We start from the raw sequence: 12,532 nt of genomic DNA on the forward strand, positions 1-12,532 counted from the left end.
GCTCTCACCCCCGGGCCGCCAGGCGCTCCGGCCGAGCCGACGCGGTCCCGCCGTGGACCCGGGCGATCGCGTCGGCGACGCGGTCGAGGAGGTGGACGGGGACCCCGGCGAGGTTGATCCGTCCCGAGGGCAGGCCGTGGATCGCGTGCTCGTCGCGGAGCCGCCCCATCTGGTCCGCGGTGAGGGGCAGACGCAGGAACATGCCCCTCTGCTCCCGAAGCGCCGCGAACTCCGGGGCGGGGGCCCGCAGGTCCAGGGCGTCGGTGAGCCCGTCGCGGAGGAGCCCCAGGCGTCGGCGCATGGAGTCGAGTTCGTCCGTCCAGCGCGTGCGCAGTTCGTCCCGGGTGAGGATCTCGTGGACGATCCGGGCTCCGTGGTCCGGCGGCTGCGAGTACCCGGCGCGGGCGGTGGTCTCCAGGACGCCGTAGGCGAGGGCGCGGCGGGCGGGGTCGTCGGAGACCACGATCGCGCATCCGGTGCGTTCGTTGTACAGACCCCACGCCTTGGAGGCGCTGACCGCGACCACCGCCTCGGGCAGGACCTCCAGCATGCGGCGCATGCCCTCCAGGTCCGCGTCGAGCCCGTCTCCCAGACCGAAGTAGGCGTGGTCGACGAAGGGCACCACACCTCGCTCGGCCATCGCGTGGGCGAGCGCGTCCCAGTCCCGGGTGGGCATCGCGGCGCCGGTGGGGTTGTGGCAGCACCCCTGGAGCAGGAGCACGTCGCCGGGTGCGGCCGTGGCGACGGCCGCGAGGGCGGCGTCCGGGTCCGGGGGCCCGTCCGGGAGCAGCATCGGGTACTCGCGCACGCGCAGCCCGGCGGTGCTGAGGATGGTGCGGTGGTTGAGGTAGGCCGGCGTGCCCAGGTGCACGGTCCGGTCGGGTCCGGTGGCGGCGAGGAGCTCGGACAGGAGCCGCAGCGCCCCGGTCCCCGCGACCGACTGCACCGCCAGAGTGCGGGAGCGGACGTCGTCCGAGGGGAACAGCATGCGGGTGAGCGCGTCGGTGAAGTCGCGGTTCCCGGCGGGGCCCAGGTACTCCTTGGATTCTGAGCGCGCGGCGAGGTTCCGTTCGGCCTCGGCCACGGCGCCGAGGACCGGGGAGGAGCCGGTGTCGTCGCGGTAGACGCCGACGAGGAGGTCGAGCCGCTCGGGGCGCGGGTCGGTGTCACAGGCCGCGGTGAGCCGCCAGAGGGGATCGGTGCGCGGCGGGAGCATGGTCGGCATCAGCATGAGGTCTCCAGTTCGGGACGGCGGTTCCCGGCTTCGGTGGGAGTCGGCTCGGCAGGGCGAGGAACAGCGGGGCCCGGCTCGGCAGGGCTGGGCTCGGCGGGCCGGGGCCGCCGGACGCCGAGGAGGTTGAAGGCGACCACGCCGGTGAGGACCAGCAACAGCGTGACCGTCGTCGCGGGGGTGACCGGTTCGCCGAACAGCGGGACCGCCACGACCAGGGTGACGACCGGGCTGAGCGCTCCCAGCGTGGCGGCGACCGGGCCGCCGAGGCCGCGGATGGCGGTCGCGTAGCACAGGGCGGCGAGCACACCCACGCCGACGCCCTGGACGGCGACGTAGACCAGGACGTCTCCGGGCGCTGCGCCCCCGACCAGCGCGGAGGGGGCCAGGCCCAGCAGCACGGGCACCCCGGCCAGCAGGGCGGAGGGGGCGCAGAGCACGAGCGCGGCGCTGACCGGGTCGAGCGTGGTCTCCCGGAGCGCGAGCGTGTACACCGACCACACCAGTCCGGCGCAGAGCAGGATCACGACCCCGGCGGCCTGGTCCGGTGTGACGGCGGCTGTCACGGACACCGCCGCGCCCAGGACGATGAGCACGAGCGCGCCGAGCTGCGCGGGCCGGGCCCGGGTGCGCCAGAGCGCGAACGCGAGCACGGTGACGAACAGGGGCACGGTCCCGGGGATCACGATCCCCACGAGGGCGGCGCTGGTGAGGGAGCCGCCCCAGGCGGCGAGGAGGAAGTACGGGAGTCCGGCGCCGGCGCAGAGCGCCAGCAGGACACCGGGGCGTTCGTGCCGCACGCGCCGCACGGCCCGGGGGATCCACGGCGCCAGCACCACCAGCGGGGTGAGGAACCGGAGGAGGGCGGCGTCCAGGGCGGTCAGGTCGGAGGCGCCGATCCCACGGATGCTCAGGGCGAACCCCGCCCACAGCACCACGGTCGCGGCCATCGCGGCCAGGCCGACGGTGAGCGAGGGGGTCGCACCGGTAGGTCTGTTCATGGGAGTGAAGGTACGGCGATCGACGGGACCACCGATTGCGCATTATTGCCCGAATAGGCGTCGTTTTGGCAGAATCTGCCTTATGCATCGCTTGGACGAGATCGATCTGCGCATCCTGCACGAACTCCAGGTGGACGGGCGGATCAGCAACCAGGAGCTGGCCGACCGGGTGGGGTTGTCCCCCTCCCCCTGCCTGCGCAGGGTGCGCAGGCTGGAGGAGTCCGGCGTGGTCGCCGGATACACGGCGATGGTCGACCCGGCGTCGGTGGGGCTGGACATCACGGCGTTCGTGCGGCTGCGCCTGGACTCCCACGGCACGGGCGTGGTGGAGCGGGTGGAGGAGGCCATCCGGAGGATCCCGGAGGTCACCGAGGCCTTCCTCCTGGCGGGAGACCACGACTACCTGCTCAAGGTGGCGGCCCGTTCCTTCCCCGCCTACGAGGAGCTGATGCGCGCCAAGCTGCGCGCCATCCCGGCCGTCTCCTCGATCGAGACGACCTTCGCCATCAGCGTCACCAAGCCCAGTTCACCGCTGCCCGTCGACTGAGACCGGTGACCACGGGACCAGACCCGTTCTCTCGGAGCACTCGGATAAAGCGGAGCGTTCTCGATATCACGCGGGAACGCTCGGGGGCAGCACCCGCCGGGACCATTCAGGCGTCCGGAATCGGCCACGCGCAGAAACGGAGTAACGATCTTCAGCACGCCACGGAGAGACCGCGTCCCATATCTGTGACCGCATTCATCGTACGCCCCAAATGCCCGAATTGACCTGCGAAAAGCGGAACCCGCCCCTCAAACACCCCGGGTCCCACGGGTTCGACGACGCACCCCGGCTTCGGGTGCACGAAGGGAACTCGGGCATCACATGCGCCCTGAGCTGGCAGAACACGACCCCCACCGGGCACATGGCCACCGCACCCTCCCTTACCCCGCCTCCGTCGAATTCATACTCCGCACTTGCCACGCATTCACCGATCCCGGACCGCCCCGAGCGTAGTTCCAGGCCAGCATCGTGTTCTTCCGATTCCCTTGACAACGATCCGGACAAAGTGAAACTAATACTGTCGACCCTCCGGGCACCTCCACCACACGGGGCCACGGACAGCCACACCAATGGCCCCACACCTCCTGTCCAGCGCACGGCCCTCCGCACCCGGGTCCCCCGCCTTTTCCCCGACGGATTCCCCCGGGAGGGAATCCGTCACGCCCCGGAGAACGACCGACACCCGAGCACGAGCAAGGGGCGAAGACTTGACGCACACGATTCCCCCGGAAATCGACGACGCCACCGAGCGGCGGAGACAGTTCACGGAGTCCGGCTACCTGGTCCTCCCCGGTTTCCTGCCCGCACCCCTCGTCGGCCGCCTCCTGCCCGAGGTGGACCGCTGGGTGGACGAGGGGCTGCGTGAGCGCTCCATCGCCGCCTGCCTCGAGCCGGAGGCACACGGCACGCCCCCGGTCCTGGAGCTGGAGCTGCCCGCGCACGGCGAACTCCTCACCCACGAGCCCCTGTTGGCGATGATCTCCGACCTCATGGGGCCCTCCTTCGTCTTCCACCACCTGCACAGCGACCGACACGGCGAGGCGACCGGCGGCAAGGCCTGGCACCACGACCACGAGCCGAACGACCGTGAGGACCCGAGCCTCCTCATGGTCCACGCGCTGCACTACCTCGGCGGCCTCGATCCGAGCGTCGGACACCTCGCGGTCCTGCCCGGATCCCACCTGGAGCACGCCGCCAAGCAGGCCCGCGCGCACCTGGGCACCAAGGAACTCCCCGGCGAGGCCGTCATCGACCGGCTCCCCCCGGGCTCGACCGTCCTGATGAACTCCGCCCTGTTCCACGCACGCAGGCCCGCGTCCGAAGGGGTGGACGACCCGGGCCCCCGCTACTTCGTGGACGCCTCCTACTGTCAGACCAGCGCCCGGTGGCACCCGGTGAAGCCGTACTGGCGGCATATGCTCTCCCGGGCACGCGAGCTCGACCTCGGCGGCGGACGCTGGCCGGAGCTGTTCGCGGAGCGGCACTTCACCGAGTACACGACGACGGGACGAGGCTCCATCACATGAAACTGATCGGCACGGTGCCGTTCTCACGGGTCCTGGAGGTCTACCGGGCCGATCACCCTGTCGACCGCCCCCACGAGTCCAACACCAACCAGGACGGGGAGGACGTCCTGCACATGGCCGACGACCTCCTCGGCGTCTGGCACCGTGTCCTGCTGTCCAGGGACGAGGTCCTCGGCGTCGTCCTGCCCTGGCACCTCAGCGAGGGCGGCGGGCGTGAGCTCGTCCCCCGGTCGGGCCGGACGGTGGGCGAGGCGGCGGACCTGGTGCGCTCGGGCGGCGCGGAGATGGCCGAGGCCAACCCGGTCTGCTCACGGAAGCTGGACCTGTTCCGGGAGGCACCCCTGACCCCCGTCTACCTGAGCACCGTCCCGGTGCCCCACTCCGACTACGCGGACCTGAGGGTACGGACCGGGCTCATCCACCTGGACGGCCTGCACCGGACCGTCGCCTGGGCCGTGTCCGGGCGCCTCTCCCTCGATGAGGAGACCGAGGCGTTCGTGGCGGGCACCCCGGACACCGCACCGGCCGGGTGAAACGGGTCCTGTCCTCCGGCCCCGGGGGGACAGGTGCCGGGCCGTCCCAAGCAGACACCGCCTGAACTGGAGACCCATCCCCTTGACAGGTACGACGATCCCGGAACTCTCGCTCTCCGACCTGTTGGCGCGCGGCGCGCGCTCCCACCCGGACCGCCCCGCGCTCTCCGACGGGGCCCGCTCCCTGGACCACGCCGGGTTGCTCGCCGCCGCCGACCGGGTGGCGGCCCGGCTCGGCGCACGCGGCGTCGGACGGGGTGACCGGGTCGCGGTGCTGGGTCCGCGCGACATCCGGGTGTGCGCCCTGATGTACGGGGTGCTGCGCTCGGGGGCGGCCGCCGTGGTCGTCGACCCCGCGTGGAGCGGCCCCGACGTACGCAGGCGCCTGGAGGCGGTCGACGTGCGCCACGTGCTGAGCTCCGACGCCGGTCACACCGCGCCCGGGGACCGACACACCGAGGTGGTGGACCCGACCGCGTGGGCCGGTGACCCCGTCCCGTCCGGAGCGTTCCCGCCACGGGTGCGCGCCTCGGACCCCGCCTACCTCTCCTTCACCTCGGGGTCCAGCGGCGAACCCAAGGCGGTCACGGTCACCCACGCCAACACCGTGCACTACGCCCTCTCCCTCCGCGATCGCCTCGGCCTCACCCGCGCCGACGCGCCCTGCGTCGCGCACGTCACCACGCTCGCCGCCGACCTGGGCCACACCTCCTGGCTGCTCGCGCTCGCGACGGGCGGGTCGGTCCACGTGGTGCCCGACGAGCGGACCCGCGACCCGGAGGCCTTCTGGTCCTGCCTGGCCGAGGCGGGGGTGTCGGTACTGAAGACGACCCCCTCCCACCTGACCGCCCTGTTGGAGGGGCGGCCGCCGCGGGCTCCGAGGCTGCACACCCTGCTGCTGGGAGGCGAGGCGCTGCCCCGTCCCCTGGCCACTACGCTCCTCGACTCCGGTGTCGCCGGTCGGGTGGTCAACCACTACGGCCCGACCGAGGCCACCATCGGCGCGAGCTGCTTCGTCGCCTCCTCCCCCGCCGACCTGCCCGAGGACGAGGCCACGGTGCCCATCGGCACGGCGATCGGCCGGAACACCCTCCACCTGACCGACGCGGAGGGGGGTCCGGTGCCGGACGGCGCGGACGGCGAACTGCTGATCGGTGGCCCCGGCGTGGCGGCCGGGTACTTCGGGCGCCCCGAGGAGACCGCCCGCCGCTTCGTCCCGCACGACGACGGTCCGAGGTACCGGACCGGCGACCGGTGCCGCCGCCGGCCGGACGGTGCCCTGGTCTTCACGGGACGGACCGACCGACAGGTCAAGATCCGGGGCTACCGGGTCGATCCGGACGACGTGGAACGCGTGATGGACGACTTCCCCGGAGTGGCGCGCTCCTCGGTCGTCGTGCGCCACAACCCGGCGGGCGCCCAGATCCTGGCGGCGGTGCGACCGGCGGGTGGCGACCCCGGTGACGGGGCCGCCCTCGCGGCCTCCCTGCGCTCCCACCTGCTGGACCGGCTGCCCGCGTACGCGGTGCCCCAACCGGTGGTCGTGGTGCCGGAGTTCCCGACCGGACCGAATGGCAAGCTCGACCGAGAGGCCCTCTCCGCCCTGGTGGACCGGGTCCTGGAACACGACGGGAGGCACCCCGGCGGTGACGGTGCCGCTCCCCCGGACAGGGGCGACGGCCGGGCCCCGGACCCGCTCGTGACGACCATCGCGGACCTGTGGGCGGGCGCTCTCGGCCTGCCCCTGGTCGCCCCGCACGCCGACGTGCTGGAGCTGGGCGGCGACTCGATCCTGGCCATGCGCACGGTCACGGCGCTGCGCCGGTCCGGGTACCGGATCACGTTCGAGGACTTCTACCTGAACCCCACCCCCGTACTCCTGGCGGCGGCCGCCGCTCCGTGGACGGAGGAGACCACCGGCCCGCTCCTCAGCGGGGACGCGGACGCGGCCGGGACCGGGAGGCTCGCACCGGCCCAGCGCTGGCTCTTCCGGCAGCGGGTGCGCGACCCCCGGCACTGGAACCAGTCGGCGGTCCTGCGGTGCGGGGTGCCGGTGGACCCGGTCGCCCTCTCGTCCGCCGTCGTGGGGGTGCTGCACCGCCACACCGCCCTGCGCCAGCCCGTGGCGGCGGGCGGGCCGGGAGCCCCGCGCCCCTCCGGAGAGGTGGGCGCCGTGACCTTCTCCCGGCTGCCCGACGACCCCGGGGCGGTGTCGGAGACGGTCGAGGCCACCTGCTCGGAGCTGCACCGGTCGCTGGACCCGGAGTCCGGCCGCCTGGTCCGCGTCCACCTGTTCTCCGGCGGGGCCGGGACCGACGACCGGCTCGCGGTGATCGTGCACCACCTGGCCATCGACGGCCTCTCCTGGCGCGTCCTCTTCGACGACCTCGCCCACGCCTACCGGGCCGCGCTCACGGGGAGCCCGGGCCCCATGCCCGTGACCGCCGACTTCTACCGGTGGGCGGCGACCGCCGCACCGCCCGCACCGGAACGCCCGACACCGCCCCCCACGTGGACGCCGACCGACCCCGCCCTGGAACCGGCCGCCCTGACCTGGGCCCTGGACGAGGACTCCACCGCCCGGCTGGTCCGCCGTCACGGTCGTTCCCAGCGGCTGGAGGCCTTCCTCCTGTCGGCCTTCACCGAGGCGGTCCTGCGCTGGAACGGTCGGCCCCGGATCACCGTCGAGGTGGAGACCCACGGCCGCGACACGACGAGCCGGGGCGACGCGTACATGGACACCGTCGGCTGGTTCACGGCGGTCAAGCACGTCACCGTGGCGGCTCCCGGCACCGACACGGAGTCCGCCACCGACTCCGGAGGCGGCGTGGACGTGCGGACCGTGGTCCGCTCCGCCTCCGCCGAGACCACCGCGCGGGTCGAGCGCCTGGTTCGGGAGGCCCCTCAGCTGCCGATGGACGCCGACCTGCCGCGTCCCGAGGCCGGATTCAACTTCCTGGGCACCTTCGAGCTGCCGGACGAGCCGTCCCTGGCCTGGTCCGTCGCCCCGGAGACGGGCGGGGCGGCGCGCTGTCCGAGCGCGGACCCGCACCACCCCCTGAGGCTCACCACCCGCATCGTCGAGGGCAGGCTGGTGGCCGACCTCGTGCACGCCCGGCCGTGGCCGTCCCACGAGGACGCCGACGCCGTCGTCTCCGCCTTCGCCGGTGCGGTCGCCGCCGAGGTCGGGAGCGCTCCCCCTCCGCCGGTCAGGAGCGCCGTCTCCACCTCGGGTCAACTGCTGCTCACCGGCGCTCCGGCGCCCCGGACCGCCAGCCTGAGCGTGCGGGAGCCGGTCCGTGTCCTGCTCACCGGTGCCACCGGTTACCTCGGCCGACACCTGCTGACCGCGCTACTGGAACGCGACGCCCGGGTGACGTGCCTGGTGAGGGGGGACGACGACGCCCACGCGGCCCGACGGCTGGTCTCGGCGACCGACGGCCCGGACCCTCGGGTCGGCGGGTTCGACGTGGTCGCCGGAGACATCGACCGCGACGGTCTGGGGCTGACACCGGCGGGCCTGGAACGGGTCCGGGACACCCAGGCGGTGGTGCACGCGGCGGCGGACGTCCGGTTGGTCGCTCCCCCCGCCGACCTGGAACGCACCAACGTCGCGGGGGTCCGCCGCCTGCTCGGGTGGATCGACGCGGAGGTGCCCGGCGCCCGCCTGCACCACCTGTCGACGCTCGCGGTCGCGGGGGGCGTCGACGGGGTCCCGCGCCGGTTCAGCGAGGCCGATCTGCGGATCGGTCAGCGCTTCCGCACCCCCTACGAGCGGACGAAGTTCGCGGCGGAGGAGGAGGTCCGCGCCTGGGCCGCCTCGGGGCGCCAGTGCTACGTCCACCGCAGCGGCCACGTCGCGGCGCACAGCCGGACGGGGGTCTTCCAGCGCAACGTGGAGGACAACCGGATCTACCAGCTCGTGCGCGGCTACGTGCTGGCCGGGGCCGCGCCGAGCCGCCCCTCGGAGTCGTTCGCCTTCTCCCACGTGGACACGGTGGCGGCGGGGATCGCGGCGATGGTGACCCACGCGCACGCGGCACCGGGCGTGTACCACGTGGAGTCCCCGTACACGGTGCCGCACGACGAACTGGTGGCCTGGCTGGTCTCCCTCGGTCACCCCGTCGACCTCACCGACGACCACGCGTTCGGCGCGGCGCTGTCCCGGGTGGAGCGGAGGCATCCGACCGCCGCGCGGCTGGCCTCCGCCTGGTCCGGGCTGGGATCGCGCAACGTGGTGGTCGACAGCTCACACACGACGTCCGCGCTCGACCGCGTCGGCGTGCGCTTCGCGCCGCCGACCCGCGAGTGGTGGGCGGCGGCCATGGCCTGGGCCACGGAGGTCGGCTTCCTCCCCGCACCGCCCCAGTGAATCCCACGACGAAGGGAACGGACCACCAGATGACCGAGAACACCACGACCGAGATCGGTTGGGGAAGCACCACCCTGGACACCCGTCGCGACCTGTGGTCGATGGCGATCACCGACGAGGAGCGCGACCTGCTGTGGCGGGACGCCCGGGCGGAGCGGTGGGAGGCGGCCTCCCCGCTGCGCGAGCGGCTGCGCTCGTTCAGCGCGGAGAGCGTCCGCTCGGTGGGTTTCACCCACGTGCCGAACCTGATCGACCCGTCGGCGGACGAGGACGACATCATCGGTGCCCTCTCCTTCGTGCTGCGGGACTTCGGTGAGATCATCCCGCAGAACGCCGAGGGCGCCCTGTGGCGGGTGCTGCGGGACCAGGACGGTGACGGGAACACCGAGCTCGGGTTCCACTGCGACACCTGTGACCTCCTGGTGCTGTTGTGTCTCCAGCCCGCTGTCCGGGGCGGCGGGTACACGAAGCTCGCCAGCGCCCGCCACGTGCGGAGCATCATCGGCCAGGAGCGCCCGGACGTGCTCGCCACGCTGGAGGAGGACTGGACCTTCGACCGCACCGGCCGGGCCGGACAGCAGGTGATCGTCTCCCCCATCCTGTTCACCCAGGAGGACGGAAGCACGGGCTGCTACTACCAGACCCGCACAGTGCGCACCTCGCCGGAACGGGGCGGGCCGCCGCTGAGTGACCGCCAGTGGGAGGCGCTGGACGTCCTCGACGAGGTCCTGTACCGGCCGGAGATCGCCTTCCAGCTCCTGCTCGACGCCGGTGACCTCCTGGTCATCCGCAACTCGCGGGTCCTGCACGGGCGGTCGCCCTACGTGGACGTGCCCGGCCCGGGCAGCCGTCGCGTGCTGCGCGCCTGGATGAGCACGGGTGCCCGGTGAGCGGGGGGAGGACGGAGCGCGGGGTCGCCGTGGTCACCGGCGGCGGCAGCGGGCTGGGCCGCGCGGCGGCCCTCGCCCTGCTCTCGGACGGCTGGTCCGTGGCGATCGCGGGTCGCCGCGAGGAGGCGTTGAAGGAGACGGTCTCCCAGGCCGGGGAGAACGGGCACCGCATGCTGGCCGTGCCCACCGACATCGGGCGACCGCAGGAGGTGACCGCGCTGTTCGCCGCCGTGCGGGAGCGGTTCGGCCGGGTGGACCTGCTGTTCAACAACGCGGGCGCGGCCGTCCCCCGGGTGCCGGTGGCGGACGTCCGGTTCGAGGACTGGACCCGGATCATGGACACCACTGTGACCGGCACGTTCCTGTGTGCCCAGGAGGCGTTCCGCGTGATGCGGGAGCAGTCGCCGCGAGGCGGGCGGATCATCAACAACGGGGCTCCATCCGCGCACGCGCCCCGGCCCAACGCCGTCGCCTACACCACGGCCAAGCACGCGGTCCTCGGTCTGACCAAGTCGCTGTCCCTGGACGGGCGCGAGTACGACATCGCCTGCGGGCAGATCGACGTGGGCAACGTGGAGCCAGCGGACGGAGGCGCCCAGCCCCCCGCCAGGCAGGCCGACGGTAGTACGGCGGTGGAGCGGACGATCCCCCTGGAGCGCTTCGTGGAGGCGGTGCTCCTCATGGCGTCGATGCCCCCGGGGACCAACGTGCAGTACCTGACGGTCCTGCCCACGTCGATGCCCTTCGTCGGGCGGGGGTGAGCGGTGTTCGTCAGCGCGCGGAGCTTCGCCGAGTACCGTTCCATGTTCGCGCTCTCGGACCACGATCTGACGTCGCGGATCCTCGACTGTCCGGGCGGCGCCGCGAGCTTCACGGCCGAGGCCGGGGCCCGGGGCTTCGACGTCACGGCGGTGGACCCCGAGTACGGCGTCGACCGGGGGAAACTGGCCGAGCTGGCCCTGTCGGAGAACGAACACAAACACGCGAACCTCGTCGAACGCGCGTCGGACTTCGTGTGGACGTGGTTCGAGGATCCCGGGCAGTTCACGCGGCTGCGGTCGGAGTCGGCCCGCCGGTTCGGCGCGGACCTCACCGCGCGCCCCGAGCGCTACGTCGAGGGCTCCCTGCCCGACCTGCCCTTTCCTGACCGTTCCTTCGACCTCGTGCTCAGCTCGCACCTGCTGTTCTCCTACGGACGACAGCTGGACGAGGAGTTCCACCGGGAGGCGCTGCTGGAACTGGTGCGGCTGTCCCGCCGGGAGGTGCGGCTGTATCCGCTGTTCCAGCACACCGACTTCACGCGTTACCCGTGGCTGGACCGGACACGGGAGTTCCTGGCCGACTGCGGGGTGCCCTCGCGGGTGGAGCGGGTGGAGTACGCGTTCGACCCCGGGGACGAGGAGATGCTGGTCCTGGAGTGCGCCGACCGCGGGGACCTGCCCCGGAGGGCGGGCTCCCGCGACCAGCACGACCCGGTCCGCTGGCGGCACCTGGACCGCTGACCCCGGCCCGGGGCCGCCCCGAGGAGGGCGGCCCCGGGGGCGCCGGACTCGGGGACCCACGCGGCCCCTCAGGGCTTGCGGGCCACTCCGCCGTACTGGTCCAGGCCGCGGCGCGCGCTGAGTTCTCCCTCCAGCGGACGCCAGCGGGGGCACGGGACCACACCGGGCTCCAGCAGGTCCAGCCCCTCGAACCGGGCGGCGAGCTCCTCCGGGCTGCGCAGGAGGTAGGGGTCGTCCCCGTGCTTGTTGCCCTCCTCGATGGCCTGGTTGTAGGCCTCGCTGGTGTTGGTGCCGTCGTAGCTGGCCAGGTAGCTGCCGGAGGGCAGCGCGTCCACCAGTGTCCGGACGATCGGCTGGAGGTCCTCGTCCGGGATGTGGCCGAGCACGCCCATCAGCATGAGCGCGACGGGCCGGTCGAAGTCGAGGGTGGCGGCGGCCCGTTCCAGGATCGCCTCCGGGTCGCGCAGGTCGGCGTCGACGTAGTCGGTGGCGCCCTCGGGGGTGCCCACGAGGAGGGCGCGCGCGTGCGCGAGCACGAGGGGGTCGTTGTCCACGTACACGACGCGGCACTCGGGGGCGATCCCCTGGGCGACCTCGTGGGTGTTGTTGGCGGTGGGCATCCCGGTACCGATGTCGAGGAACTGGCGGATCCCCGCCTCCTCCGTCAGGTGGGTGACCACGCGGTTGAGGAACTCCCGGCTGGTACGGGCCAGGTCCACGATCTCCGGGAAGGACTCGGCCACCTGGTCGCCCGCGACACGGTCGATCGGGTAGTGGTCCTTGCCTCCCATCCAGTAGTTCCAGATCCGGGCCGAGTGGGTCCGGGTGGTGTCGATGGGGGAAGGGCTGCCGAAGCCGTCGGAGGTGGACGGGGAGGGTGCGTCGGACATGGGGCATCTACCTCTACAAGCAGGGGGTCGCGCCGTGGGG

10 protein-coding genes are annotated in these 12,532 nt (G+C 73.1%); 7 read left to right on the plus strand and 3 right to left on the minus strand.

Translation table 11 applies throughout. The features are described from left to right. Window positions 1-4: 4 nt before the first annotated feature. Both ACRWK8_RS14050 and ACRWK8_RS14055 read right to left on the minus strand, forming a co-directional pair. The gene (locus ACRWK8_RS14050; protein WP_431870701.1) at window positions 5-1,231 is read right to left on the minus strand and encodes an aromatic amino acid transaminase; all 1,227 of its coding nucleotides are present in this window, start codon (window positions 1,229-1,231) and stop codon (window positions 5-7) included. Then, complete coding sequence (locus tag ACRWK8_RS14055) at window positions 1,225-2,232, minus strand: DMT family transporter (RefSeq protein WP_378745704.1); 1,008 nt, start codon at window positions 2,230-2,232, stop codon at window positions 1,225-1,227. The genes ACRWK8_RS14050 and ACRWK8_RS14055 overlap by 7 nt, the downstream gene beginning before the upstream one ends. An 82-nt stretch (window positions 2,233-2,314) precedes the next feature. Here ACRWK8_RS14055 and ACRWK8_RS14060 point away from each other — a divergent pair, with 82 nt between their 5' ends. The 7 genes from ACRWK8_RS14060 (at window position 2,315) to ACRWK8_RS14090 (ending at window position 11,602) form a co-directional block, all read left to right on the plus strand. Beyond that, window positions 2,315-2,779: an Lrp/AsnC family transcriptional regulator gene (locus tag ACRWK8_RS14060; protein WP_431870704.1), complete on the plus strand. Its 465-nt coding sequence runs from the start codon at window positions 2,315-2,317 to the stop codon at window positions 2,777-2,779. A 707-nt stretch (window positions 2,780-3,486) separates the two neighbouring features. Then, window positions 3,487-4,305: a phytanoyl-CoA dioxygenase family protein gene (locus tag ACRWK8_RS14065; RefSeq protein WP_431870706.1), complete on the plus strand. Its 819-nt coding sequence runs from the start codon at window positions 3,487-3,489 to the stop codon at window positions 4,303-4,305. Next, window positions 4,302-4,838, plus strand: a complete 537-nt coding sequence (locus ACRWK8_RS14070; protein WP_352388208.1) for a DUF6309 family protein — start codon at window positions 4,302-4,304, stop codon at window positions 4,836-4,838. The genes ACRWK8_RS14065 and ACRWK8_RS14070 overlap by 4 nt, the downstream gene beginning before the upstream one ends. 82 nt (window positions 4,839-4,920) lie before the next feature. Beyond that, window positions 4,921-9,210: an SDR family oxidoreductase gene (locus ACRWK8_RS14075; protein WP_431870708.1), complete on the plus strand. Its 4,290-nt coding sequence runs from the start codon at window positions 4,921-4,923 to the stop codon at window positions 9,208-9,210. Window positions 9,211-9,239: 29 nt separating this feature from the next. After that, window positions 9,240-10,100 carry a TauD/TfdA family dioxygenase gene (locus ACRWK8_RS14080; RefSeq protein ID WP_431870710.1) on the plus strand — a complete coding sequence of 287 codons (861 nt, stop codon included), beginning with the start codon at window positions 9,240-9,242 and terminating at the stop codon, window positions 10,098-10,100. Beyond that, entirely contained in the window at window positions 10,097-10,861 is a 765-nt protein-coding gene (locus ACRWK8_RS14085; protein WP_378745753.1) for an SDR family oxidoreductase, read from the plus strand. The genes ACRWK8_RS14080 and ACRWK8_RS14085 overlap by 4 nt, the downstream gene beginning before the upstream one ends. Window positions 10,862-10,864: 3 nt before the next feature. Then, a complete protein-coding gene (locus tag ACRWK8_RS14090; protein ID WP_378745759.1) occupies window positions 10,865-11,602 on the plus strand; it encodes a class I SAM-dependent methyltransferase in 738 nt (245 codons plus the stop codon). A 68-nt stretch (window positions 11,603-11,670) separates the two neighbouring features. Here ACRWK8_RS14090 and ACRWK8_RS14095 read toward each other — a convergent pair whose 3' ends face one another. Continuing rightward, the gene (locus tag ACRWK8_RS14095; RefSeq protein WP_378745768.1) at window positions 11,671-12,492 is read right to left on the minus strand and encodes an SAM-dependent methyltransferase; all 822 of its coding nucleotides are present in this window, start codon (window positions 12,490-12,492) and stop codon (window positions 11,671-11,673) included. Window positions 12,493-12,532: the final 40 nt, after the last annotated feature.

It is taken from the genome of Nocardiopsis eucommiae, assembly GCF_965344335.1.
GTDB lineage: Bacteria > Actinomycetota > Actinomycetes > Streptosporangiales > Streptosporangiaceae > Nocardiopsis > Nocardiopsis eucommiae.

What these genes read in the sequence shown, in the direction of transcription:
- ACRWK8_RS14050 (WP_431870701.1), bottom strand. Translation starts at nt 1,231, where the DNA reads ATGCTGATGCCGACCATGCTCCCGCCGCGCACCGATCCCCTCTGGCGG.
- ACRWK8_RS14055 (WP_378745704.1), bottom strand. Translation starts at nt 2,232, where the DNA reads ATGAACAGACCTACCGGTGCGACCCCCTCGCTCACCGTCGGCCTGGCC.
- ACRWK8_RS14060 (WP_431870704.1), top strand. Translation starts at nt 2,315, where the DNA reads ATGCATCGCTTGGACGAGATCGATCTGCGCATCCTGCACGAACTCCAG.
- ACRWK8_RS14070 (WP_352388208.1), top strand. Translation starts at nt 4,302, where the DNA reads ATGAAACTGATCGGCACGGTGCCGTTCTCACGGGTCCTGGAGGTCTAC.
- ACRWK8_RS14080 (WP_431870710.1), top strand. Translation starts at nt 9,240, where the DNA reads ATGACCGAGAACACCACGACCGAGATCGGTTGGGGAAGCACCACCCTG.
- ACRWK8_RS14095 (WP_378745768.1), bottom strand. Translation starts at nt 12,492, where the DNA reads ATGTCCGACGCACCCTCCCCGTCCACCTCCGACGGCTTCGGCAGCCCT.